The organism is Flavobacterium erciyesense, from assembly GCF_018069925.1.
GTDB classification, from domain to species: domain Bacteria; phylum Bacteroidota; class Bacteroidia; order Flavobacteriales; family Flavobacteriaceae; genus Flavobacterium; species Flavobacterium erciyesense.
Genome location: NZ_JAGPXB010000001.1, coordinates 389,268 through 413,950 on the forward strand (window position 1 = coordinate 389,268; position 24,683 = coordinate 413,950).

Annotated in this window: 22 protein-coding genes; 10 read left to right on the top strand and 12 right to left on the bottom strand. The window is 35.6% G+C overall.

Annotated elements, in window-relative coordinates; all coding sequences use genetic code 11:
* Positions 1-158: 158 nt before the first annotated feature.
* Positions 159-1,772: a hypothetical protein gene (locus tag KBJ98_RS01695; RefSeq protein WP_191179273.1), complete on the top strand. Its 1,614-nt coding sequence runs from the start codon at positions 159-161 to the stop codon at positions 1,770-1,772.
* A 28-nt stretch (positions 1,773-1,800) separates the two neighbouring features.
* Here the strand turns inward: KBJ98_RS01695 and KBJ98_RS01700 are convergent, their stop codons facing one another.
* From KBJ98_RS01700 to KBJ98_RS01725, 6 genes are all read right to left on the bottom strand, one after another.
* Entirely contained in the window at positions 1,801-2,682 is an 882-nt protein-coding gene (locus KBJ98_RS01700; protein ID WP_191179274.1) for an ORF6N domain-containing protein, read from the bottom strand.
* The gene (locus KBJ98_RS01705; protein ID WP_191179275.1) at positions 2,682-4,769 is read right to left on the bottom strand and encodes a type IA DNA topoisomerase; all 2,088 of its coding nucleotides are present in this window, start codon (positions 4,767-4,769) and stop codon (positions 2,682-2,684) included. Before KBJ98_RS01705 ends, KBJ98_RS01700 begins: the two co-directional genes overlap by 1 nt.
* A 3-nt stretch (positions 4,770-4,772) precedes the next feature.
* A complete protein-coding gene (locus tag KBJ98_RS01710) occupies positions 4,773-6,236 on the bottom strand; it encodes a DUF3945 domain-containing protein (protein ID WP_191179276.1) in 1,464 nt (487 codons plus the stop codon).
* Between the two features lie 84 nt (positions 6,237-6,320).
* On the bottom strand, positions 6,321-6,629 hold the full coding sequence (locus KBJ98_RS01715) for a helix-turn-helix domain-containing protein (RefSeq protein ID WP_191179277.1): 309 nt from the start codon (positions 6,627-6,629) through the stop codon (positions 6,321-6,323).
* An 11-nt stretch (positions 6,630-6,640) separates the two neighbouring features.
* Complete coding sequence (locus KBJ98_RS01720; RefSeq protein ID WP_191179278.1) at positions 6,641-6,994, bottom strand: helix-turn-helix domain-containing protein; 354 nt, start codon at positions 6,992-6,994, stop codon at positions 6,641-6,643.
* Positions 6,995-7,243: 249 nt separating this feature from the next.
* Entirely contained in the window at positions 7,244-8,089 is an 846-nt protein-coding gene (locus tag KBJ98_RS01725) for an RteC domain-containing protein (protein WP_191179279.1), read from the bottom strand.
* A gap of 439 nt (positions 8,090-8,528) precedes the next feature.
* Between KBJ98_RS01725 and KBJ98_RS01730 the strand changes: the two genes are divergently transcribed.
* Positions 8,529-9,626, top strand: coding sequence for a glycosyltransferase (locus KBJ98_RS01730; RefSeq protein WP_210787966.1), 1,098 nt, complete (start codon positions 8,529-8,531; stop codon positions 9,624-9,626).
* An 8-nt stretch (positions 9,627-9,634) separates the two neighbouring features.
* Here the strand turns inward: KBJ98_RS01730 and KBJ98_RS01735 are convergent, their stop codons facing one another.
* Both KBJ98_RS01735 and KBJ98_RS01740 read right to left on the bottom strand, forming a co-directional pair.
* Positions 9,635-10,705: a sensor histidine kinase gene (locus KBJ98_RS01735; protein ID WP_210787967.1), complete on the bottom strand. Its 1,071-nt coding sequence runs from the start codon at positions 10,703-10,705 to the stop codon at positions 9,635-9,637.
* A complete protein-coding gene (locus KBJ98_RS01740; RefSeq protein WP_210787968.1) occupies positions 10,706-11,389 on the bottom strand; it encodes a response regulator transcription factor in 684 nt (227 codons plus the stop codon).
* 176 nt (positions 11,390-11,565) lie between these two features.
* Here KBJ98_RS01740 and KBJ98_RS01745 point away from each other — a divergent pair, with 176 nt between their 5' ends.
* From KBJ98_RS01745 to KBJ98_RS01765, 5 genes are all read left to right on the top strand, one after another.
* Positions 11,566-14,316 carry a TonB-dependent receptor gene (locus tag KBJ98_RS01745; protein ID WP_210787969.1) on the top strand — a complete coding sequence of 917 codons (2,751 nt, stop codon included), beginning with the start codon at positions 11,566-11,568 and terminating at the stop codon, positions 14,314-14,316.
* Between the two features lie 197 nt (positions 14,317-14,513).
* Positions 14,514-15,713 (top strand): hypothetical protein, encoded by a 1,200-nt coding sequence (locus KBJ98_RS01750; protein ID WP_210787970.1) that lies wholly within the window; start codon positions 14,514-14,516, stop codon positions 15,711-15,713.
* 104 nt (positions 15,714-15,817) lie between these two features.
* Positions 15,818-16,153 carry a T9SS type A sorting domain-containing protein gene (locus KBJ98_RS01755; RefSeq protein WP_210787971.1) on the top strand — a complete coding sequence of 112 codons (336 nt, stop codon included), beginning with the start codon at positions 15,818-15,820 and terminating at the stop codon, positions 16,151-16,153.
* A gap of 124 nt (positions 16,154-16,277) precedes the next feature.
* Complete coding sequence (locus KBJ98_RS01760) at positions 16,278-17,258, top strand: LuxE/PaaK family acyltransferase (RefSeq protein ID WP_210787972.1); 981 nt, start codon at positions 16,278-16,280, stop codon at positions 17,256-17,258.
* A gap of 19 nt (positions 17,259-17,277) precedes the next feature.
* The gene (locus KBJ98_RS01765) at positions 17,278-17,955 is read left to right on the top strand and encodes a hypothetical protein (protein ID WP_210787973.1); all 678 of its coding nucleotides are present in this window, start codon (positions 17,278-17,280) and stop codon (positions 17,953-17,955) included.
* Between the two features lie 78 nt (positions 17,956-18,033).
* Here the strand turns inward: KBJ98_RS01765 and tyrS are convergent, their stop codons facing one another.
* Positions 18,034-19,326 carry a tyrosine--tRNA ligase gene (gene tyrS, locus KBJ98_RS01770; protein ID WP_210787974.1) on the bottom strand — a complete coding sequence of 431 codons (1,293 nt, stop codon included), beginning with the start codon at positions 19,324-19,326 and terminating at the stop codon, positions 18,034-18,036.
* A 127-nt stretch (positions 19,327-19,453) separates the two neighbouring features.
* Here tyrS and KBJ98_RS01775 point away from each other — a divergent pair, with 127 nt between their 5' ends.
* A complete protein-coding gene (locus KBJ98_RS01775; protein WP_210787975.1) occupies positions 19,454-20,467 on the top strand; it encodes an NAD-dependent epimerase/dehydratase family protein in 1,014 nt (337 codons plus the stop codon).
* A 1-nt stretch (position 20,468) separates the two neighbouring features.
* On the opposite strand, the gene KBJ98_RS01780 is transcribed toward KBJ98_RS01775, so the two are convergent.
* The 3 genes from KBJ98_RS01780 to KBJ98_RS01790 are packed head-to-tail and all read right to left on the bottom strand — an operon-like array spanning position 20,469 to position 22,983.
* Entirely contained in the window at positions 20,469-20,894 is a 426-nt protein-coding gene (locus tag KBJ98_RS01780; protein WP_210787976.1) for a DUF4296 domain-containing protein, read from the bottom strand.
* Between the two features lie 10 nt (positions 20,895-20,904).
* Positions 20,905-22,245, bottom strand: coding sequence for a dihydroorotase (locus KBJ98_RS01785; protein ID WP_210787977.1), 1,341 nt, complete (start codon positions 22,243-22,245; stop codon positions 20,905-20,907).
* Between the two features lie 12 nt (positions 22,246-22,257).
* On the bottom strand, positions 22,258-22,983 hold the full coding sequence (locus KBJ98_RS01790) for a polyprenol monophosphomannose synthase (RefSeq protein ID WP_210787978.1): 726 nt from the start codon (positions 22,981-22,983) through the stop codon (positions 22,258-22,260).
* A 104-nt stretch (positions 22,984-23,087) separates the two neighbouring features.
* Here KBJ98_RS01790 and KBJ98_RS01795 point away from each other — a divergent pair, with 104 nt between their 5' ends.
* Together KBJ98_RS01795 and KBJ98_RS01800 are read left to right on the top strand one after the other, a co-directional pair.
* Positions 23,088-23,759 (top strand): DUF4271 domain-containing protein, encoded by a 672-nt coding sequence (locus KBJ98_RS01795; RefSeq protein ID WP_210787979.1) that lies wholly within the window; start codon positions 23,088-23,090, stop codon positions 23,757-23,759.
* A gap of 12 nt (positions 23,760-23,771) precedes the next feature.
* Complete coding sequence (locus KBJ98_RS01800) at positions 23,772-24,521, top strand: uroporphyrinogen-III synthase (RefSeq protein WP_210787980.1); 750 nt, start codon at positions 23,772-23,774, stop codon at positions 24,519-24,521.
* Positions 24,522-24,683: the final 162 nt, after the last annotated feature.

Here is a 24,683-nt window from a genome sequence, read left to right on the forward strand (position 1 = left end):
TTACTCGAACTCAAAATTATAGCGATAGATAGCAGCCTTTATAATTGTGGTAGTATTTGGCTTTGAGAGGTAGGTTTTGGCGTAAACATAATAGGCGAGGCAGCCGAATACAGATTGGTTTTGATTAAATTTGACGATTAAACAATATGGTGCAGAATATGGCTAAAAAGGATTTTGAGAATAAAAAACCAAACAACATAGTAGAATATATAAGCCTTGCAAATGATATATCTGACTATCAGAACAGATTGAACGCAATAGACTTCCTTTCAAAGTATAAATGCTTTGAAAGCAAAAGGGAATTGTATCGTTTGATGAAAACGGATAGGATATTTGAAGTTAAGGAACAAGCCTTTAGAGCATTGCAAAATTTTGGCGAAGATGTTAGATTGACCAAAAAAAAGAAAGGAAAGCCAGTTAAAACTATAAATGATAAACTTTTGATTTTGCACAATTCGTTTAATGGCGACCCTTATACATTAACAGATTTCAAGATAAAGTTTAAGGATTTATATCCCTACGTTTATGATATTTATAATTATGAAAAGAAATCAAAGTTTGACAGCTTTATAACAAGCTCCATTAAGACATTCGCAAAAAATAAAATAAAGCACAATTATTCCATCAATATAAGTTTTGATGCTCCTGACATTTCAATTTCTCGGGAAGTATTTGAAATGGAGTATAGAGGAAGTTCAGATACAAATGACGAATTAGTGATTGAGAATGACACAGTAACTATAAAGTGCAATAGAACTGCAAAAATCAATCTCATAAATATTGTTTTTTCAGAAAGCAGTTCTATTCATAATCAGATTATAAAATCTCTGATTTACTATTACATTCGAGTAAACCGCTTCGTTCCTATACAGAATATCTCCATTAACCGAATAAAGCAAACAGGAGAAGAAACAATTCTTTCTTTGCCAACCACAAAAATTGGTATTGAGCAGATATTGAACGATAAGTTTCATGGTGTTGATATTCCAATTGCCAATATCAACGACCTATTTAAGGTTAATGATAAATCTAAAGCAATACAATACGCTTTAACCTATCTTTTGAAGTCGAAAATTACCAATGAAGAAAGTGAGCGATTTGAAAAGTTATGGAAGTCTTTTAATTCTATTTATTATTACTTTGGAAATGGTGCAAACGAAAATGAATGCCACCGCTTAATGCGAGATTTTATACTTACCAATCCAACATTATTCTCAAAATCACTGCATAAGGCAAGAACCATTACGGCTAAAGAACTTCGGGAAAAAGTTCGTTTCTATGAGCTACTTAGTAATGATTACGACACAAAAGAAAAGATTGTTTCTTTTATTGCATTTATCTTTAGGTATCAAAATCAGGTTGTTTGTAAAAACCTATTTGATAATATCAGTTATTTTGAAGCTGATTTAAAAGATATTTTCAATCTGGATAAAGTTGAAAGCAAGTTTAATAAGTTCGACTATATCAAAGACCTTTATCACAACAATAAGTCTTCAACAGATAGCGAAATAATTTTTAAGAAGATTAAAGATTATTTGGAGGATAAAGTTAAAAAACCCGTAACAAATACCGAACTGGAAATTATTGTCTTCATCTGCATAAAATACTGTTATTACCTCCGAAACAAGATATTTCACGCAGAAAAACAAGATTTAACTTTTAGGTTCGCTAAAAACAACCTGATTTTTGAATTAGAATGGGTAAATGAAATATTGGAAACTCTAATAATCGAATTAATATCTGTAAATTCAAATTGGACAAGGAGAGCTTAATTTAATCCCTGTCAAAACAAGGATTAAATTAAGCTCTATTCAGTATTTGCAGCATCCTACCTACCTCAATATCCATTCTCGAAAAGGCAAACCATTTTTTGCCCAGATCTTTGAGGGAAGCTCCGATATGATAGAGTTCTGTATCGTCAATAATTAAAAAACGGTCGTGGGCATCTGTAAAATTTTTAACTTCAATGGGAGGATATTGACAGTTGTACCGTTGTAAATCCAGCCGTAGCTGATTACTTATGTTTTTGGTATAGATGATAGCGGTTACTTCAGTAGTTCGTTTTCCCAATAAAGTCAGCACCGTGTCGTCCACATAATTGTCAAGCAGGATAATGGAATGGTTAGCGCTTCGGATGATATCCGATACAAAAGTGTAAGCATCAAAGATTTGTCCGTTGTAGAAAATGCCTTTTTCGCTATGGAGCTTATCACTTTCTAAAGCCTTAAAAATCTCTTCAAATTTTTGGTCGGTTTGTAGTTGTTTTAATTCGATATTCTCCAAACGCTGAAACAGTGAAGCATTGCTGATAAGGATTTTACGCATTTCTACAAAGGCATTCATTATCTCGATGCTTACCCTTATAGCAACAGTGCTTTTTAGTACACCGGAAAGCATTGCTATTCCTTGTTCGGCAAATACAAAGGGCAGGTATTTTCGGTGCTGACCTCTACCTGTATTTAAGGTCACAAATTGTGACCTTAAAACTTCCCACTCCTCGGATGTTAGCTGAAAACAGAAATTTTCGGGGAAACGTTCTGCATTACGCTTTACAGCTTGGTTGAAAACCTTAGTTTCAACCTGATAAATACTAGCAAGGTCGGTATCCAGCATCACCTGTTTTCCTCTGATGCTGTAAATCCTGTTTTCTATCTCTTTTTGTGGAATGATATTATTTTCCATTATTTCTGTTTGGGTTTATTCTTTTCAAATTCAAATGAAGTACTGCAATCTGCATTCAATACGATAAAAGCATCAAACTTTTTCCCTGCTTTGCTTTTCATCCCTTTGATAAGATTGGTTTTTCCTTTGTTGACAAGGTTTTCAATCTCAGCTATACTAATTTGCAGCTCACAAACATTCCGGAACTGAATCCAATTACAAACCTCATCGGGACATTTCACAATTTTATCACGGATAATCAATTGTTGGCTTTTGCATTTTGGGCAAATCAATTTCGGTAAATTGTTTGTAGCGATGGAGGTTTGCAACAATTCATTGGTAATAGATTTTGTATAAACTTCCATTTCCTTGTGAAATGTTTCTGCATCAGCTTCGTTGTTTTCAATTTTCTGCAACGCCAATTCCCATTCGGCAGTCATGGCTACATCAGCAATTTTTCGGTCTTTTACCAACTCGTACACTTGCAATCCTTTTTCCGTAGGGATTAGAGATTTCTTTTCTCGCTGAATATAATTACGGGTAAACAGCGTTTCAATGATGGTGGCTCTTGTTGCCGGAGTACCGATACCGATATTTTGCAAAGCTTTCCGTTCTTCCTCGTTTTCGATTTCCTTTCCCGCGGTTTCCATTGCCGATAAAAGCCCTGCCTCGGTATAAAGTACAGGCGGTTTGGTTTTCTTTTCCAAAACGATCGCTTCTTTAATTTTCAGTTCATCACCCTTTTTCAATTCGGGCAAATCTTGTATAGGTTCGGTATCGTCTTCCGTAAAGCTACCCTTAATGGCACGCCAACCTGCTTCTAAAATTTTACAACCTTTTGCTGTGAAATCATAATGAGCGGTCTGTAATGAAACATCGGTAATCTCTTTGACACAAGCTCCCGAAATAGCTTCGAGTAAACGAAAGGCAATCATATCGTAAACGGCATTTTCGTCTGCACTCAAAACAGATGGTATTTTGTCCGTAATCAATAATCCGTGATGATCGGTAACTCGCAAATCGTTTACGATACGTTTATTGAAACGTCCCCATTTAATTTTTGATAAGGCTGTTTTGCAAACTTCTCTGTTTTGTAAGGCTCTTACGAGGTTCGCAATTTCAGCCCATACATCTTCTGGAATATACTTGCTACCGGTACGTGGATAGGTAATGAATTTCTTTTCGTAGAGGCTTTGGGCAATATTCAGCGTTTTTTCGGCAGAAAGGTTCAGTTTTTTATTCGCTTCCTTTTGCAAACCGGTAAGGTCAAATAATAAAGGAGGCTGTTCGGTAACAGTTTTACTTTCTACTGAAGTAATGCTTACTGCATTACCGTTTCTTTCGATAGATTTTAAGGTATCATCTGCCTGCTGTTTATCCTGCCATCTGGTGGTAGAAATACTTTTAAATTCAATTTGCTCTTTATGATGCAATAACTGAATCTGCCAGTATTTCAGTATGGAGAAATTTTTGTTATCTAAATAACGTTTACAGATTAAAGCAAGAGTTGGCGTTTGCACACGTCCAAGAGAATAAATGCCGTTGCTAGCGGTGATACTCAACGCTTGTGTGGCATTGATGCCTACGAGCCAATCGGCACGGCTTCTACCTTGGGCTGCCTGATACAATCCGTCAAATTCCTTTCCACTTTTCAGGTTGTCAAAACCTTGCTTGATGGCTTTTTCGGTAAGTGAGCTTATCCAAAGGCGCTCAAAGGGTTTTCTACAATTCAGATATTCATAGATGTAGCGAAAAATAAGTTCGCCCTCACGACCAGCATCGGTAGCAACAATAAGGCTTTCACTTTGGTTGAACAGTTTCTCAATGACTTTCAACTGTTTTAAAGCACCTGCATCTGCGGTATAACCTTTGTCTTTTTTTACTTTTCGAACGGTAAGCATAAACGGATTTGGGAGGATTGGCAAGGCGGTTTTGTCAAATCCCGAAATCCCATAATCTTCGGGCATTCCCAAACCTATCAGGTGTCCGAATGCCCAGGTAACAAAATAGCCGTTACCTGTAAGATAGCCATCTTTTTTATCGGATGCTCCTACAATTCCGGCTATTTCTCTTGCTACGCTTGGTTTTTCTGCAATAATTGTCTTCATATTTTACACTTTTCTACCTTTAGATTTTGCAGGTGCTTTTGGTTTTTCCTGTTGATCCTGCTGTTGCTTATTTTTTGGGGTTTGTTGTCCCGTTTTCAAAGGTTCCTTGATATTCTTGGTTGCTTCGTTGGTTTTGCCCTCCGAATTAACGGCAGTCTGCGTTTTATGAGCTTCGGTAGGTTTTGCCTGTGCTTTGAGTTTATCGGGATTTTGAAACGAGAAATCTGTTTTGCCCGTTTCTTTATTGAGTGTGATGTAACCCTGATATTTTTGTCCTTTTTTATCTATCAAACCATCTAAATAAACCGTTTGCCCTGCTTTGAACTTGTTGTACTGCTCATCATCGAGTTCCTTTCCTCTAAATGTTTTCGGAACTTCTTGCGATTGGCTCTGTTCCTTAGCCTGCCCAGTATTTTGAGTTTGCTGATTGCTTTTGCTTCGATCAAATAGAAACTCAACATATCTTTTATCGGCATTGAACTGAACCGTTGCACTAAATTCATCGCCTTTTTTAGAAATCATTCCGTCTAATTTTAAAGGCTTACCTTCCATTAAAGTCTGTTTTTGTTCGTCGTTTAATTTTACTCCTTTAATTTCATTGGGAATTTTGATGTATTCCGTTTTTAGGGCGATCAATTCGTTTGTTAGCCTGTCCACACTGATAATAGAGGGCATCTGTTCGTTTGTTTTAGTATTGGTCAAATTAACCACACGTCCCATGTTACCCGTTTCCAACAAGTTTTTCTTGTCCTCATCGGTAAACTTGTGTCCGAAGAACTCAAAATTGAGGTTAGGTTCTTTTCTGATACCGTGTATCGCTGCCACAACCATTCCGTCTGGTGTGGTCTGTAAAGACAAGCGAGCATCTGTACGAACAATAGCACCGCCAAGATTTACGCTGACAGGTACAAGGTCATTGGTTTTGTAGCCTCTTAACAAAGGATCTAAAAGGTTCATTTTTTCAAGACGTTCTTTACCTAATCCAAGATTGCTCATTGTTTCCCAATCAATCTGTTCTGGTTTAAAGCGGTATTCGCTGGTTTCCGGTGTTGTCTGTGTTGTTTCCATATTATTTTGATTTTCTTGTTGATTTTCTTTTTCGGGTTCGATTTTTACTTCGTTCTTTTTCATTTCCTTCTCGCCTTCGGGCGTGGGATGATCGACCTGCTTTTGCATTTCCTTAGCTTTATCTAAAGCCTCATCGGCAGGGACTTTGAAGAATGAAAAATGGGTAGGATTTTTTAGCTGCCGCAGAAAGTTGGAAAAGAAATTCGAGAACAGATCTCCGTGTTTGTCCACGTGCATAAACTGGCTTTGATTTTCCTTTGTAGGATCGGTAGTCTTCAACTTGCCATTTTCGTCAATACCTGTAACTGCTTGTATTTTATTCTTTTGCTTATCCAGTACCAATAATATATCCGATAGCTGTTCTGGGGCAGGTTGCTTGTTTTCTGTTTCTTCGCTCATAATCTGAATATTTAAAGTTCAAATACCGAAAGTAGTTGAAGCCTTTGCTTGATTGCAGGATTTGGCAGTCAAAGGCAGTGTTTGTCACCCATTGGCTTTCAGTTTAGGTAAGGGAGGATTAAAACTTTCTCTTATGAATTGATGCACATCGGATAGTTTGTAGTACAGTTTACCACTGATGGTATAATAAGGCAGCTTGCCAATAGAGCGGTAGCGCTGTAAAGATCGGTTGCTGATTTTCAGCATTTGTAATAAATCCTGATTGTCCAGTAATTCTTCCCCGTCAATGCTGTTGCGTTTCTTTTGTAAACTGTCAATATTATCGCTCAGCATATCCATTCGCTCCATGATGCGTTCCATCCACGCCAAAAATTCCATTCTGTCAATATTCATAGCCCTACGTTTTACGGTTTTCTCAATTTTAGTTTTCTTCCTTTTTCGACATAGCTTTTTCCTTTTGCCATAAGTTCTTTTACAAATTCATCACTGCTTTGAATGGCATTTGCATTCAGCATATCCTTGATTGATCCGATGGTATAGAAATATTGTCCGTAGATTTTTGAGTAAGCTATTTCGCCTTTGGTACGCATTCGCCACAAAGTCTTTTCGCTGATATGCAGGTATTGGCATACCTCGTGATTGTTGAGCCAGAGATTATCATAACTTGTATCTTCTAGTCTTTTCAGATAATCGAAAATGGCATTGATACGATTGTCAAGTTGTTGCCAAGCTTCTTCTTCAATAGTGATTATTTTCATTACACAGCATTTAAAGTTTACTATGCAAAGTTGCTAAGGGTGGCAGAGTTTGTCCGCCAATGCTTACCCATTGGTTTGGCACTTTTTTTAAAATTTTTAGAATAGAGAAAATCCCTTACTAGATAAGGTTTTTGAAGAATTGGAGATGTTTTTAGATGGAAATTCGCCAGCGTTTGCCAATTGGCAGATATGGGCAAAAAAAAAGCAGCACACAAAATGTACTGCCTGTAAATTCTCACTTGAATAAGGTTAAAGGTCTTTATCCATGTATTCTTCTAATGAAGTTTTAAGCTGATCTAAAAATGAAGTTCGGGTGCCGCTTCGGGTTTTCATGCGGTGGAAAGCGTGGTGCACATCATTTAAGGGAGTTCGGAATAATACTTGGAAAAGCAAAGCTAATTTGCGGATGCCCATTTTTCCGTATGCTATGGAGTTTGAGGCATAAAGGGCGTAAATTAATTCGATAAGTGCATTTTGAGAATTTGTCCAGGAAATATCCTTGTTGGTATCGCCATTCAGGAAGATGGTATCGGAATTTTCTTCGGGATTGATTTTGGCGAGCAGATATGTGTAAAGTAATTCGTTGGCAATAATGTAAGCAATCTTGTTGTCGTAATAAGTGGAGAAACTAAGGTCAATTTCAAACACACCGCTTTTAAGTCCATCGTGATAATTAATTTGCCCAAGCCTAAAATAACTATGATCACGATCTGTTCTGCCTGCACGATAGTACCTGTAAAAATCCTCATTACAGATACTTTCTTTATATTCTGCTTTGAGATTTTTGAGCTGATTTTCGTAAAAACATTGGTGTATTTTTCCGGTGCTAACAGGGCAGGTGGTTTCAATGCGAAACACCTTGTTGTAATAAATGAGTTTGCCTAAAACTTGCGGTTTGATGTTCTTGAAAAAATCAATTTCCTGTTGCTCATTTTTAAATCCAAATTGGAGGACTTGGTCTTTTATAGAACTCAACATGTCCTTTAGGAACAAAGTCATTTGATATGTTTCATTTGCTGTCGGCAATACTTCAGAAGTTAGTTTATCTTCCTTATGCCTGATTTGCGCTAATATTTTACTCAACACGATTTCCATAGCATAGTCTTTTTTAAGGGTTATTACTATTTGTTTCGGAGTTGCAACTATTGTTGATATACCAAAATCAAATTTTGTGAATATTCTTCAGACCATTTCCACAGATGAACCCAACTTGGGAAAGATTTATTTTCAAGAAACTGTATTTTGGATAAACAAAAAAGGTAAAGTCTTGGTGTACTTTACCCTTTATTTATTAAATTTGCTGTATTGATTTACAAGGTAATCGAGTGAAAGTAAGCGCAATGAGCACCATTACTAAATCGTTACCGATAGAGTTTTCCACTCTCGTAAACTACTCTTAATAAGCTGAGTTGGGCTTAATTAATCTTTTTTATCTATAAAAAGCCCAAATTCATTAAATTAATGGTTTGGTAAACTTTTGTAAATACAAAAAAGCATTTAACTTGTGTATCTTGCTAGTATTAAATCCAAGTTTATGCTTACAGAAACAATTGTGACTACTCGATCTAAAACAATTTTAGTTGCACCTTTAAACTGGGGTTTAGGCCACGCAACCCGCTGTATTCCGATTATTAGAGCACTTTTAGAGCACAACTACCAACCCATTATTGCTTCTGATGGCGCCGCGTTATTGCTGCTTCAAAGTGAATTTCCAGACCTAAAAACGCTCGAACTTCCGTCCTACGAAATAGAATATGCTGCAAAAGCCAAAAATTTCAAATGGCATTTGTTAAAAAACAGTTGGAAAACCTTAAAAGCTATTCGCAAAGAAAAAGCATTGCTCAAAAAATGGATTGCAACTTACGGAATCGACGGCATTATATCTGACAACCGCTTGGGTGTATACAATAAAAACATTCCTAGCGCTTACCTTACCCATCAAATTCAGGTTTTAAGCGGACAAACAACTTGGCTCAGTAGCAAAATTCATCAGTACTTTGCTTTTCAACATAACGAATGTTGGATACCTGATCATGCGAGCACCAATAACTTATCTGGAATATTAGGTCATATAGATGATTTTGAACATAAATTGAAATACATTGGCCCAATTAGCCGTTTGCATAAAAAATTAGTCCCAAAAAAATACGATCTACTTGTTTTACTATCAGGTCCAGAACCACAACGAAGTATGCTCGAAGCGCATTTATTACAAGAGTTGAAAGGATTTGAAGGAACAGTTCTTTTTGTTGCAGGAACAGTAACTACACAGCAAAAATTCAGCCAACTAGGAAAAATAGAATACCATAATTTCATGACTACTTGCCAATTGGAACAAGCTATCAACGAAAGCGAAATGGTGCTTTGTCGCTCTGGTTACACCTCGATTATGGATCTTTCCGTTTTACGAAAAAAAGCGTTTTTTATACCTACACCTGGGCAATTTGAACAAGAATATTTAGCCCAAAAACTAGAAAAAGAAGGTCTGGTACCCTTTTCTACCCAAGATGAATTTTGTATTGCCAATTTACAAGAAGTTGACCATTATAAAGGTTTGCCAAAGGCAGATTCAAAAGTAGCTTGGGAGAGATTATTTGGATTATTTGAAGAAAAAAATGATTTACAGCTCTAAGTTACTACTTATTTTTTAACCCCAAAGGAAGCCTGATTTTTAGCTGTCGTTAATGTAAATGAAAATTCAGACCCTACGCCAAAAGTACTATCCACATAAATTTTTTCATCATGTGCCTCAATAATATGTTTAACGATTGAAAGGCCGAGACCTGAACCTCCTTCAGTTCGTGCACCACTTTGATCCACACGGTAAAAACGTTCAAATAAACGCGGAATGTTTTTCTTTTCTATCCCTTCGCCATTATCCGTAAAACGAACAATTACTTTATCCGAAGTTAATTCTTCAATACTTACCTCGGTTGTCCCTTTTAGTTTACCATATTTGATAGAATTTACAACTAAGTTCATGACTACTTGTTGAATTTTTTCTTGGTCACCCAACACCATAATTGGTTTATGGTAGCGCATGTCAAACATCAAAAGAATATCCTTTTTGGAGGCTTTCATTTCGAGTAAATCAAAAACGTTTTGCACTAATTTCACAATGTCAAACTCGGCAATTTCAAGATTCAAATCGCCTGTTTCCAATTTCGAAATCATATCTAAATCTTGAACAATGTAAATAAGACGCTCTACCCCTTTTTCAGCACGTTCTAAATATTTTTTTCGAATCGTTTTATCATTCATAGCGCCATCCAACAAAGTAGAAAGATATCCTTGAACGGTAAATAAAGGTGTTTTCAATTCGTGCGAAACGTTACCTAAAAATTCTCTACGGTATTCTTCACGAACTTTTAGCGTTTCAATTTCAAGTTTTTTATCGGTAGCGAACTTTTTCACTTCGCGCGTAAGCGTAGCCATATCAGTGGTAATCGGCTGATTCCTAAACGTACTTGACTCTAACAAAGAAACGTCATCATAAATCTTTTTTACTTTTTTATAAATAAAACGCTCCACACGATATTGCACCACTAAAAATGAAAAAGAAGCGATACAAACCGCAAAAATAAGAATGAAATTAAGGGAAAATTCAAAAAAATAGTGCGTTAAAAAACTCACTAATAAAGTAGAGAACAAAGTTATATACAAGGACGATTTGACTGCAAATCGGTAAGTTTTTTTAAAATTTATTGTCATTTACACTTCAAACTTATAACCAACTCCTTTGATGGTTTTAAACAAATCTTCTCCAATTTTTTCGCGCAGTTTTCTAATATGCACATCAATTGTTCTGCCTCCAACAACTACTTCGTTACCCCAAACCTTATCTAGAATTTCGTCACGTTTGAATACTTTTCCTGGTTTTGAAGCCAAGAGGTAAAACAATTCGAATTCTTTTCGCGGAAGCGCAATCTCAATATTGTCTTTTATAATTTTGTATTCTTCTCTATTAATTTCAATACCACCCACATTTAAGGTTTCGCTCTCAATTTCTTTTTCCTTTAAACGACGTAGTAAAGCTTTCACTTTGCTTACCAACAATTTCGGTTTAATCGGTTTGGTAATATAATCATCGGCACCCGCATCAAAACCGGCTACTTGTGAGTAATCTTCGCTTCTAGCGGTTAGAAAAGTGATTAAAACATTATTCAATTCTGGAATTTTCCTGATGTGCTCGCAAGCTTCCATTCCGTCCATTTCTGGCATCATTACATCCATAATAATAAGGTCTGGAATTTCCTTCTTAGCTTTTGCAATAGCCTCTTTACCGTTTACTGCAGTAAAAATTTGATATCCCTCTTGAGATAGGTTGTAACCAACTATTTCTAAGATATCTTGCTCGTCATCAACTAATAAAATTTTGGTGTGTTTTTTCTTCATGGAGTGTCAAAAATTATTTTTGAGATGTAAATGTAAACATAATTGAAGTAATCAAAAGCAGTTAACCGTAATTTAATATTGAACGGTTTTTGCAAACATAAAGACAACATAAGGTTAACAAGTCAGTAACTCCTGATTTGCATTATGGCCGTTAATTTGCACAAAAATTAAACCCGATGAAATTCAAGTTACTATTACTTACGTTATTAATTACTGCTTTTTCTTTCGCACAAAGCAAAGGAACTATCACAGGAACGTTAACAGACAAAGATGCTAACAATCAATCATTGCCATTTGCTAACGCAATTATCAAAGGTACAACTATTGGTACCAATACCGATATTGATGGTAAATACACCTTAAAAGTAGCACCAGGAAAATACACATTGCAATTTAGCTTTGTAGGATACGAATCAGTTGAAGTATCCGTGACAGTAGTTGCCGACCAAACCATAACTGTTGACCAAGCATTAGGCTCTGGAAGTTATAAACTTGAAGATGTCGTGGTAAGATCAACTGTTAGTAGACAAAAAGAAACGGCTTTGCTATTGGATCAAAAAAATGCAGTATCTATCAAACAAAGTATTGGTTCACAAGAATTAGCTCGTAAAGGAGTTAGCGATGTAGCAACAGCTGTGACCAAAACGACGGGAATTACAAAACAAGAAGGCTCAGGAACTATTTTTGTTAGAGGTTTGGGTGACCGTTACAATTCTACGACGATGAATGGTTTACCAATTCCTTCAAACGACCCGGAAAAGAAAAACTTAAATCTTGATATTTTTTCAACTGACATTGTTGAGTACATTTCTATCGACAAAGTTTATAATGGAAGTATTTATGGGGACTTTGCAGGAGGAAACGTCGATATAATTTCTAAAGACTACAAAGGAAAAGGTTTTGTAAAAGTAGATATTGGTTCAAAAGTAAATACAAATGCGGTAAGCAATGACAACTTTTCATTACAAACTGGCATCAATGATTTTGGTTTAAAAGCAAGTAAAATTCCAAGCAGCCCTTTAACGGCATACAACTACAACTCTTTAAATTTAGAAACAAAAAATCCTATTGCTGGTTCATTTGGAATTTCAACAGGGAATTCATTTGATATTGGTAACCAAAGTAAATTGAATGTTTTTGCAACAATCAACTACAGTACCAATTATTCTTCTCGAGCAGATGGAAGCGCAAAGGGGTCAATTAACGGGAACGGCGTTATCAATAAAAACTTCGAAGAATATACATCAGACTCTTACAGCACAAACCTAACAGGAATGTTAAACCTTGGTTACAAAATAAACAAGGCCAACAAAATTAATTTCAACTCTGTATTCATCAATACTTCATCTTTAACCAAAGAGGAATTTTCAGGACTGATAGTTGATATTGCAAATGATGGTAACGGATTAATTCGTCGTAATGAATTCAAGAAAAACGCCTTATGGATCAACCAACTTTTAGGAGAACATACTTTAAGCGAGCGTACTGCCGTAAGATGGGGAACTTCATTAAACAGTATCGATGGACAGATGCCAGACCGTAACCAAAATATTTTTAGAAAAGAAGCTGATGGTTTCAAATTATCGAATATTTCTGCACCAGACAACCACAGGTATTATCAAGAACTACAAGAAACTGAGGTAGCCGCTAACCTAGCTGTTGACTACAAATTCAACAAAGATTTTGAAGGAGAATATAAAGGTAAATTTACAGCAGGCTACAGCGGACGAGCTAAAAATAGAGATTTTGAAGCTAGACAATTCAACTTCAAAACAACAGCCGCCAATTCAACAATTAGTGTAGACCCTAACAATCTAGATTTGTTTTACAACCAGCAAAATTTAGCAAACAACGTATTTGAGATTACTACTTTTAGAGGTAATAGCCAAGTTCCAAATGCCTTAGATCCACAAATTTATAATGGTGAACAATTTATTAACGGAGGTTTCTTGAACACTGAATATAATTTTGGTAAACTATCAGGAGTTTTAGGATTAAGAGGAGAGTATGTTTTTCAAAAAATTGCTTGGGAAACTCAATTAGATCCTGCAGGAGATTTTGATGAACTAGAAAAAATAGCTTTTTTACCTAGCTTAACATTAAAATATACAGTAAACGAAAAACAAAATTTACGTTTTGGTTTCAGTAAAACTTACACTTTACCACAATTTAAAGAGAGAGCTTTATTTGTATACGAAGAAGTAAACGAAGTAAAAGTTGGTAACCCTGATTTGTATGCTTCTGATGATTACAACTTTGACCTAAAATGGGAAGTTTTCCCTAGTGCTGACGAGTTAATCTCTGTAACTGGATTTGGTAAATACATTTTAAATCCAATGAACGAAGTAACAATCGCTTCTTCAACAAATGATATTTCTTTTATCAACACAGGTGATTTTGGATATGTAGCTGGAGCTGAATTAGAGTACAGAAAAACAATTTTTAACTTTGACGAGTCTAAATCAAAAAAATTAACAGGAGGTTTAAATGCATCTTATTTATACAGTAATCAAGAATTAGATAGCAATAAAGTTATCAGAGAAACAGATTATAATGTTGTTTTCACTGATGCAGAAAGCAAATTTACAGGAGCATCAGATTTATTACTAAACGCTGATCTTTCATTCTATACTGATTGGAATAATAAAGAAAGTAATTTAACAACAACCTTAGCTTACACTTACTTTTCGGATAGAGTATATGCATTAGGAACCAATGACAGAGGGAATTTAGTAGACAAAGCCTATGGATCTCTTGACTTAATAACAAAGTTGAAGTTAAACAAAAAAATGGGAATTGACTTTATAGCAAAAAACATTTTAGACGCTACACTTAATAGAACGCAAGAAAACAAGTCTGGAGACATCAATGTTCTTTCATACAAAAAAGGAATCAATTTAGGATTGAGTTTAAATTACCAATTCTAATAGCCAACCAACATAAGTATTACAAAAGCAGCCCAATGAGGCTGCTTTTTGTTTATAACACACCTTCCTTAACCTACATAACATTAAGTTAATACTATTGTAAGCATTTATTAAATTAACATTCACATTGACTTAACCTAGACTTGAGCAAATTGCTACACCTTTGTAACAGAAACAAAACAATTAACTATTACAACATGAAAACAAAATTTTTACAACTAATTGGAATTTTAACAGTAAGTGCAGCCGTAGTGAGCAGTTGTTCAACAACGGAAGAAAACGAAAAGCCTTCATCTAATTTCGTAGTTGATGCCAACAATTTTCAAGGAAATATCAATGAGGGTGAAGTAACTCTTGACGCATCTAAAACATACAAGCTTACTGGTAAACTGCAAGTAAATTCAGGAGCAACCTTAAACATTCCTGCTGGAACGAAAATTGAAGGAACTGGTGGTACTGCATCATACATTGCGGTAGCACAAGGTGGAAAATTAAACGTAAACGGAACAGCAAGCAACCCAGTGGTTATGACAAGTGGTTTGCCTACTAAAAAAGCGGGAGACTGGGGAGGATTAGTAATTTGTGGTAAAGCACCAATCAACCGTGTAACAGGTGGAGCAAGTACAGCACAATCAGAAGTTGCAGATTTAACTTATGGCGGAACTGCATCAAACGATAACTCAGGATCTATTCGTTATTTAAGAGTAGAGTATGCTGGAGCAGCATTTAACAGTGAAAAAGAATTTAATGGAGTTTCATTATTCGGAGTAGGTTCAGGAACTACTTTTGAATATGTAGAGGCTTACCAAGGTGCAGATGATGGTTTCGAATTTTTTGGAGGATCTGTAAACACTTCAAACTTGATTTCATTTGGTAACGAAGACGATCAATACGATTGGACAGAAGGATGGAATGGAACAAACACCAACTGGTACGGAAAATTATCATTTGGAAAAGGAAACAGAGGTATCGAAGCTGATAATTTTGAATTTGGTTTTGCTAATACACCAATTGCAAACCCAACTATCACAAATATCACTTTAGTAGGTCCTGGTAGCGCTCCTACATCTGGAACTTGGCAAGAAAACCAAGCAATTAAATTAAGAAGAGGTACTAAAGCAATTTTTACAAACGTAGCTCTGAGTGTATGGGCAAGAGGTGTTGACATCGAGCATGACGAGACTTTAAGCTTTATTGGAACTGCTTTGAAACTTACAAGTGTTAACTTTGTTGATGTAACTACCAAAACTAGAGGAACAAAAACTGCAGTAGCTCCTGCCGCAGGAGTAACAGCTGATGCTTCACTAGCAATTGCATCTGAATCTGCAACTGCAACAGGTGCTGGAAACGGTGCCGCAGCTCCTGGATGGGCAGCTGGATGGTCAGTAGGATTGTAATTCAAGTTCTAAAATAGATTAAATGCCTTTCAACTTTGAAAGGCATTTTTTTTGGTATGCTTTTTGAAATATTTTTTGTATCTTTACTAATCAAAATTGAAATGATGGCAAAAAACTACTTTTATACACTTATTGCATTGGTTTTCTTTTGTTCTTTTAGTGCTGTTGCACAAGAAACAAAACAAGCACCAAGAGTACAAGAAACAAGCATCGAAGGCTTGAGTTTGTACCCAAATCCTGTGAGTAATGGTAAAGTTTTCATTACCACTAAAAATGATCTTGATAAAGAAATCATCATCTTTGATGTGCTTGGTAAAAAAGTACTGCATACTATGATGAATTCAAAAGAACTGAATGTTTCTGCACTGAGTTCTGGTGTATACATCATCAGGATTAACGAGAAAGAATCCTCAGCCACTCGAAAATTAATTATCAAATAAAAATCTATACCACAAGCTCCAATACCAATTGGAGCTTGTTTTTTATAAAAAAGTTTCCTTTCCTACTCCGCTCTAATTGCATAGCTAGTCCTGACAATTTTTATTACTTTTGTAAAAAAAATTGGTGATCACAGCAACAGATATATTTACGATTTCAAGCCACAAACAATTTGAAAAAATAGCTTTAAAAGTATTTCGTTTTCAATACGAAAACAATCTGGTGTATAATGAATTTTGCCAATTTCTAAAAACCGATCCACACAAGGTAAAGTCCATACAGCAAATTCCTTTTTTACCCATACAATTTTTTAAAAGTCATGCTGTAGTTTCCAATTCCAACCCAATTCAAGAAACGTTTACTAGTAGTGGCACGACAGGTATGATTACTAGCAAACATTTGGTAACTGATGTCAGCCTTTATGAAGAAAGCTATCGCAGAGGTTTTGCTGAATTTTATGGCAATATCGAAGATTATGTAGTTTTGGCCTTGCTCCCATCCTATTTAGAACGCGAAGGCTCTTCATTAATTTATATGGTTAAAGATTTAATTGAACTTTCAAACCAAGCGGACAGCGGCTTTTATTTGAACGATCACGACGCCTTAATCTCTAAACTTGTAGAACTAGATAATCAAGGGCAAAATGTTATTTTGTTTGGTGTGACGTTTGCTTTATTAGACTTAATTGAAAAACTTCCGTTTCAATTACAACATACTATTATCATGGAAACTGGCGGCATGAAAGGGCGTCGCAAAGAAATGATTCGCGAGGAGCTACACGAGCAATTATGCCAAGGTTTTGGCGTATCAGCCATACACTCAGAATACGGAATGACAGAACTCCTTTCACAAGCTTATTCACTGGGAGATGGTGTTTTTGAATGCCCTGCATGGATGCAAATTTTAATTCGTGACACAGAAGATGCCTTGACTTATATTGACAACGGAAAAACAGGCGGAATCAATGTGATCGATTTGGCCAACATCAATTCGTGTTCCTTTATTGCTACTCAGGATTTGGGTAAAAAAAATCCAAACAACTCTTTCGAGGTTTTGGGGCGCTTTGACAATTCGGATATTCGTGGGTGCAATTTGATGGTGCTTTAACCTTTTTTAAAAAGTACAAATGCGAATTTTATCTCTTATTGTTTTATTGTTTTTTGGATGGAATAGCGGCGCGCAAACCACTGAGGTAGGAGTTCAAATAGACTCGATTACTCATATAGATCCTTCCCCAAACGAGCGACTATTTACCGTTCATTATAGTGTTACGAACAAAACAAAAGACGTTATTTCTTTGATTTTAAACACGCGTTCTATAAAACCGAATATGTACAACCACTCTTCTTGGGTTCCTTCGTACAGATTGTATCAAGAAGAAAACGTAATAGAAACCAATAGTATTTTCAATTCTAAAAAAAACGATGCAGCACTGAAACAGTTAATGCAAGCTTTAGAGGAAAACCGTAAAGATTTAGCCGATTTTTTAGCAAAACAGACAGAAGGAATTGAACAAAAAACTCGTAAGGAAATATTAGAAAGCGTTCTACAATTTCAAGGGAATGAAACTAAAAAATTTACAGCCAATTTGAGTTGGGACAAAAACCGTTACCATAAATTTGAAGACAACGAATATTATTTAAACACCAACGATACTCATTTTTTAGACTTGTTTTTGTATTTCAACAAACACGAATTAGCTAGCAACTTGCCCGCTCAAGATTTAAAAAACATACTTGAAACTCCCAACCTCGTTTCTGGCTGGATTAATTCTAATAAATTCCCAATCAATTTTAAGGATTGACAAAAAAAATCCCAATAACTCGTTTGAGTTATTGGGATATTTAAATTATTATGAAGCGTAGTTAAAACGCCATTTTATTTATAACACTCTAACCACAAAATAATTCTTCTTTCCGCTTTGTAGCAAAACAAATTGATTGTTGATTAAATCTTTGGTTGAAACCATAAATTCTTCGGTAACTTTTTCTTTGTTTACTGAAATAGAATTCGCTGTTAAAGCACGACGCGCTTCGCCATTAGATTTCATGAAACCTGTTTTTTCGTTTAAAACGTCAACAATATTGATTCCAGCCTCTACTTCATTTCTAGCAATTTCTGCTTGCGGAACGCCATCAAAAACATCTAAAAAAGTTGCTACATCCAATTGCTTTAAATCATCAGCAGATGAATTTCCGAACAAGATAGACGATGCTTTTATCGCGTTTTCTAGGTCGGTTGCAGAATGAACAAGTATCGTAATTTCTTCGGCTAAGCGTTTTTGCAACAAGCGCAAATGCGGCGCCTCTCTGTGTTTTACGGTTAAATCTTCAATTTCTTCTTTCGATAAAAAAGTAAAAATTTTGATGTATTTCTCGGCATCCACATCTGAGGTATTCAACCAATATTGGTAAAATTTATATGGAGACGTTCTAGCCGAATCCAACCAAATGTTACCTCCTTCAGATTTTCCAAACTTAGTTCCGTCTGCTTTAGTAATCAACGGACAAGTCAAAGCATACGCTTTACCGCTGGCAATTCTGCGTACTAATTCGGTTCCGGTAGTAATATTTCCCCATTGGTCACTTCCGCCCATTTGTAACGTACAGCTCTTTTCTCTGTACAAATGCAAAAAGTCATACCCTTGAACCAATTGGTAGGTAAACTCCGTGAACGACATTCCTTCGGCTGCTTCAGATGACAAACGTTTCTTCACAGAATCTTTTGCCATCATATAATTTACGGTAATATGTTTACCCACATCACGAATGAAATCTAGAAATGAAAAATTCTTCATCCAATCGTAATTATTCACTAATTCAGCTGCATTATCTGCCTCTGAAGTAAAGTCTAAAAAACGAGCCAATTGCCCTTTTATCGCTTCTTGATTGTGGCGCAAGGTAGCCTCATCTAACAAATTACGTTCATTAGATTTACCCGATGGATCACCAATCATACCCGTTGCTCCACCCACAAGCGCTAAAGGTTTATGTCCTGCAAGTTGAAAATGTTTCAACAACATTACGCCCACTAAATGTCCTATATGCAATGAATCGGCAGTTGGGTCAATTCCCACATATGCCACACGCATTTGTTCCATCAAATGTTCTTCTGTGCCGGGCATAACATCGTGGAGCATTCCTCTCCAAGTTACTTCTTCAATAAAATTCTTCATCTTTTTATGCTATTTACTTTGGTCTCTTTCGCCCTAAAGGCGCTATGTGCACAAAGATAAAATTTATTGCGGATTCCGTTATTTGTTTAATAGGTTATTCGAGAAAAATTATTTGTATTTTCGTAACATGATATTAGTAACAGGAGGAACCGGTTTAGTAGGCGCGCATTTATTGCTTCAATTAATTGAATCCAAAAGTATTGGCAGTGAAAAAGTACGAGCTATTTACCGAAAAGAAGATGCAATACAAAAAACCAAAGCACTTTTCGAGCTTTACAATAAGGCGACTTTCTTTACACAAATTGAATGGGTTCAAGCTGACATTACTGATATCCCTTCGCTAGAGCTTGCTTTTCCAGGTGTTACAACCGTTTACCATTGTGCTGCGTTAATATCATTTGATCCAAAAGAAGAAGCGCAACTACGCAAAATTAATATTGAGGGCACGGCAAATATTGTCAATTTCAGTATTGACTATGGCGTACAAAAATTATGCTATGTAAGCTCGATTGCTACACTTGGAGACCCGCTTCCGCACGAAACTTTTATAACTGAAACTACCGAATGGAATCCAGAAAACTACCACAGCGACTACGCCATATCTAAATACGGTGCCGAAATGGAAGTTTGGAGAGGACAACAAGAAGGCTTGTCCGTTATCATTATAAACCCTGGAGTTATTCTTGGTCCGGTACTTCCTTTTAAAGATTGGGAAAATGGTAGTGGTCAATTGCTTACCAAAGTAAAAAGAGGACTGCCTTTTTATACCCTTGGCAGCAGTGGTTTTATTGCTGTGACAGATGTGGTACAGATTGCACAAAAACTTACGGAAAGCGATATTACAAACGAACGTTTTACATTGATAGCGAGCAACATCACTTTTAAAGAAGTACTTGACACCATGGCCGAAAGTCTAAATGCAAGCAAACCACGCTGGCATGCTACACCTTTTATCATGAAAATTATTTGGAGGCTAGATTGGGTTTTGGCAACTATTTTTGGGCAAAAAAGACGCATTTCTCGAGCATCAGCAATGGCATCCTACAACAGTAATTTGTATTCTAATCAAAAAATAAAAAACGCCTTAACTATCGATTTTACTGATGTCAAGGCGTATATAAAACAAATTAGCCAACTGTAATTTATGGTTTTGCAGCAGTGCTATCTACTTTTTTCTTAGCTCGCAGTTTTTTTAGTTTTTCTGCTCTAATTTTTTTCTGTTTGTTAGCAATAAGCACATCAGTCGCTTTTAATTTTTGTTCTAAGCGAGTTGTAACTTGATCAAACATTTGTTTATACTCTTCATAATTGGCAGCATAATAAGCATTGTTTTCAACGAATTGCAAACTATCTACCTTGTATTTTTTGAAAATAAAATCTCTTGAATTTATTTTTAAGGTATCCAATGAGACCGGATTTTGGAACTTTATAGCCTCAAGAATGGCCAAATCATACATAATATCTGCCATAACCACTTTGCTAATCGGCTTTTTTGGTTCTTGCAGCACTTCGTTTTTACAACTTGTAAAAAGAAAACAAAGTACTACTATGGTGATGATTTGCTTCATATTCTAAATTTTATCGTTCAAATGACAAACGTTTTCCAGCTTTGATGTCTTTTACTTTGAATGCGTTATAAACTAATTGTCCGTTTACAAATGTATGTGTAATTCGGGATTTAAAAGTAAATCCTTCAAAGGGAGACCAACCGCATTTAGCTAAAATATTTTCTTTTTTCACACTCCAAGGTAAGCCTGGATTGACAATTACCAAATCAGCGAAATACCCAACTTTGATAAATCCACGTTTTTCAATTTTGAAAATTTTAGCCGGATTGTGACACATTTTTTCTACAATTTTTTCAACGCTTATTTTACCTTGATGGAAAGCCTCAAAAAGAGCCACCACAGCATGTTGCACTAATGGCCCACCTGATGGTGCTTCAAGATAATTTTTACTTTTCTCTTCAATGGTATGTGGCGCATGATCTGTTGCAATAACATCAATACGATCATCTAGTAAAGCTGCCCAAAGCGCATCTCTGTCTTTCGCTGTCTTTACTGCGGGATTCCACTTGATCAAGTTTCCTTTTGTAGCGTAATCATCATTGGTAAACCATAAATGATGTACGCACACTTCGGCAGTGATCTTCTTTTCTTCTAATGGAATTTTATTAGTAAATAACTCCATTTCTTTAGCTGTCGAAAGATGAAAAATATGCAAACGAGCGCCAGTTTTTTTGGCCAAAGCCACAGCTTTTGAACTTGAAATGTAGCAAGCTTCTTCGCTTCGAATTAAATGATGCGCCGTTACCGGAATAGCATCGCCAAATTCCTCTTTGTAAGCCGCTAAGTTGTTGCGTATGGTAGTTTCGTCTTCACAATGCACAGCAATTAACAAAGAGGTGCTTGAAAATATTTTTTCGAGTGTAGCCTCATTATCAACCAACATGTTTCCTGTTGACGAGCCTAAAAATATTTTAATACCAGCAACATTCTTTGGATCTGTTTTTAAAACTTCTTCTAAATTATCGTTAGTAGCACCCATCATAAACGAATAATTCGCGTACGATTTTTGCGCTGCCAATTGGTATTTCTGCTCCAAAATTTCTTGCGTCACCGCATTTGGTACCGTATTGGGTTGCTCAATATAAGTGGTGATTCCACCAGCTACAGCTGCGCGCGACTCTGATTCGATATCGCCTTTGTGCGTTAAACCAGGTTCTCTGAAGTGTACTTGATCGTCAATAGCACCAGGCATCAAATAATTACCTTCGGCATCAATGATTTTGCAATCTGCAAATTTAGCACTAATACTGTCGGCAATTTCGACAATCATATCATTTTCAATTAGTACATCACCTTCAAAAATAACTCCTTCGTTGACTATTTTAGCATTTTTTATTAAAACCCGATTCATCTTCTTGCTGCTTTATAATGTGTTAATTAATTTTTTTAGGCGAAGTGCGATCACACCAAAAACAGCCTCAACAATAATTGAATTGCTCATTTTGGACTGCCCTTTTGTTCTATCTGTAAAAATAATAGGAACTTCTACAATTTGGAAATTTTTGCAAAATGTTCTGTATTTCATTTCAATTTGAAAAGCATAACCCACAAAACGAATTTTGTTTAGATTAATATCTTCTAAAACTTTGCGTTTGTAACAAACAAATCCTGCAGTGGCATCATGAATTTTCATTCCGGTTATCAAGCGAACGTAAACAGAGGCGAAATAGGACAAAAGCACCCTACTTAAGGGCCAATTGACCACATTTACACCCGTAACATAGCGCGAGCCAATAGCCAAATCAGCATCACCAAGATGACAGGCATTATATAATTTCTCTAAATCTTGAGGGTTGTGAGAGAAATCAGCATCCATTTCAAAAATAAATTCATATTGATGACGCAACGCCCATTTAAAACCGTGTACATAAGCGGTACCTAAACCAGATTTTTTTTGTCTTTGCTCTAAAAACAAACGACCTTTAAACTCCTCTTGAAGCACTATAACTTTGTCAGCCGTATGATCTGGTGAATTATCATCTATTATCAGTACATGAAAAAGTTTATTTTGTGAAAGTACAGCTCGAATGATACTTTCAATATTTTCAATTTCGTTATAGGTTGGAATTATAACAATACAATCATTCATATTTTAGACTAATTTCACCGCAAAAGTAACCTTTTTATGCCACTTCATCCTTAATAAAATTATAATAAAAAGAATGAGAGAAAAATTAGTAATTTTGCATCGTTATGATTGAAAACGTACTGCATCCGAGAATAATTGAGAACAAAGACTGGGCTACTGCCCTGTTTGTATTAGCATTTGCTATTATTGCATTTACTAAATCAATTTTTGAAAATCGATTTGGCGAATTTGCCAACTTATTGTTTTCGAACAAATACATCAAAATATATCGCGACAGCAGTCATTTAAAAAGTGGATTTACTATTGCACTGTTTGCTGTTCAAGTTATTTCTTTTGCATTTTTTATTCAAATTTCGCTGAGCTATTTTGGCTACGCTTCAAAAACAGATTGGTTATTATACATTCGGATTGTAACGTTTCTTGTTTTTTTCATTTTAGCAAAATATTTAATAGAGAAAATAATCGCAACTTCATTCAACATCGAAGAATTCTCGTCTCAATTCAACTTGCAAAAAGTCACCTACAGAACCTATATTGGATTGTTAATTCTTCCTTTCAATATTATTTTGTTCTATTATGACAGTATTTCAAGAAATATTCCATTAGCGATAATTGCTATAATATTAGTATCCAACATACTAACTTATTTGGTTTCAATAAAAAATTATCAAAATATAATATTCGGTAAGTTGTTTTATTTTATTTTATATCTTTGCGCTCTTGAAATAGCCCCCTATTATTTTATGTATTATTGGTTTACAAAAGGGAGTGCTTAGAAACCGTTATATATGAAAGTGAAAACAATTTTGGTGTCACAACCCGAGCCTAAAGTGGAAAATTCCCCTTACTTTGAACTTCAACAAAAACACAAAGTAAAAATTGATTTCAGACCTTTTATTCACGTAGAAGGAGTTAGCGCCAAAGAGATTCGATTACAAAAAATCGACCTTAATCATTACACCGCTATTATTTTAACGAGTAAAAATGCCGTCGATCATTTTTTTAGAGTAGCCGAAGAAATGAGATACAAAGTACCAGAAGGATTAAAATATTTCTGTCAGTCAGAAGCAATTGCCTTTTACCTTCAAAAGTATGTTGTGTACAGAAAACGTAAAATTTACGTAGGCCCAAAAGACTTTGCTGATTTATCTCCACTTATCAAAAAGTACAAAGACGAAAAATTCTTGCTTCCAGCATCAGACCAATTGAATGCAGATGCACCAATTACATTAAACGCCCTAAAAGTAGACTGGACTCCTGCCGTTTTTTACAGAACAGTTATGAGTGATCTATCTGATTTAGCAGATGTTTATTACGATGTTTTAGCTTTTTTTAGTCCAACTGGAATTAAATCATTGTTCAAAAACTTCCCTGATTTCGAACAAAACAAAACAAGAATTGCCGTATTTGGTAGTACCACACAAAAAGAAGCATTAGATCATGGTTTGAGAGTTGATATTTTAGCACCTACGCCTGCTACTCCATCGATGACAATGGCATTAGAAAAATATATCGCCGAAGCGAATAAAGGAAAATAACATTAAATTACAGTCCAAAAAGCCATTCCTGATAGAATGGCTTTTTTTGTGCTTGCTTTATAAATTACAATATAACACACCAACTATCATAGAGCATTATCCTTTATCTAATCTACTGTCCGTTCGAGCGCAGTCGAGAATCAAATAAACATCTCGACTGCG

Bases quoted from the DNA above. Each gene is read 5' to 3' on its own strand.
- KBJ98_RS01695 (WP_191179273.1), top strand. From the start codon at position 159: ATGGCTAAAAAGGATTTTGAGAATAAAAAACCAAACAACATAGTAGAA.
- KBJ98_RS01700 (WP_191179274.1), bottom strand. From the start codon at position 2,682: ATGGAAAATAATATCATTCCACAAAAAGAGATAGAAAACAGGATTTAC.
- KBJ98_RS01705 (WP_191179275.1), bottom strand. From the start codon at position 4,769: ATGAAGACAATTATTGCAGAAAAACCAAGCGTAGCAAGAGAAATAGCC.
- KBJ98_RS01710 (WP_191179276.1), bottom strand. From the start codon at position 6,236: ATGAGCGAAGAAACAGAAAACAAGCAACCTGCCCCAGAACAGCTATCG.
- KBJ98_RS01715 (WP_191179277.1), bottom strand. From the start codon at position 6,629: ATGAATATTGACAGAATGGAATTTTTGGCGTGGATGGAACGCATCATG.
- KBJ98_RS01720 (WP_191179278.1), bottom strand. From the start codon at position 6,994: ATGAAAATAATCACTATTGAAGAAGAAGCTTGGCAACAACTTGACAAT.
- KBJ98_RS01725 (WP_191179279.1), bottom strand. From the start codon at position 8,089: ATGGAAATCGTGTTGAGTAAAATATTAGCGCAAATCAGGCATAAGGAA.
- KBJ98_RS01730 (WP_210787966.1), top strand. From the start codon at position 8,529: ATGCTTACAGAAACAATTGTGACTACTCGATCTAAAACAATTTTAGTT.
- KBJ98_RS01735 (WP_210787967.1), bottom strand. From the start codon at position 10,705: ATGACAATAAATTTTAAAAAAACTTACCGATTTGCAGTCAAATCGTCC.
- KBJ98_RS01740 (WP_210787968.1), bottom strand. From the start codon at position 11,389: ATGAAGAAAAAACACACCAAAATTTTATTAGTTGATGACGAGCAAGAT.
- KBJ98_RS01745 (WP_210787969.1), top strand. From the start codon at position 11,566: ATGAAATTCAAGTTACTATTACTTACGTTATTAATTACTGCTTTTTCT.
- KBJ98_RS01750 (WP_210787970.1), top strand. From the start codon at position 14,514: ATGAAAACAAAATTTTTACAACTAATTGGAATTTTAACAGTAAGTGCA.
- KBJ98_RS01755 (WP_210787971.1), top strand. From the start codon at position 15,818: ATGGCAAAAAACTACTTTTATACACTTATTGCATTGGTTTTCTTTTGT.
- KBJ98_RS01765 (WP_210787973.1), top strand. From the start codon at position 17,278: ATGCGAATTTTATCTCTTATTGTTTTATTGTTTTTTGGATGGAATAGC.
- tyrS (WP_210787974.1), bottom strand. From the start codon at position 19,326: ATGAAGAATTTTATTGAAGAAGTAACTTGGAGAGGAATGCTCCACGAT.
- KBJ98_RS01775 (WP_210787975.1), top strand. From the start codon at position 19,454: ATGATATTAGTAACAGGAGGAACCGGTTTAGTAGGCGCGCATTTATTG.
- KBJ98_RS01780 (WP_210787976.1), bottom strand. From the start codon at position 20,894: ATGAAGCAAATCATCACCATAGTAGTACTTTGTTTTCTTTTTACAAGT.
- KBJ98_RS01785 (WP_210787977.1), bottom strand. From the start codon at position 22,245: ATGAATCGGGTTTTAATAAAAAATGCTAAAATAGTCAACGAAGGAGTT.
- KBJ98_RS01790 (WP_210787978.1), bottom strand. From the start codon at position 22,983: ATGAATGATTGTATTGTTATAATTCCAACCTATAACGAAATTGAAAAT.
- KBJ98_RS01795 (WP_210787979.1), top strand. From the start codon at position 23,088: ATGATTGAAAACGTACTGCATCCGAGAATAATTGAGAACAAAGACTGG.
- KBJ98_RS01800 (WP_210787980.1), top strand. From the start codon at position 23,772: ATGAAAGTGAAAACAATTTTGGTGTCACAACCCGAGCCTAAAGTGGAA.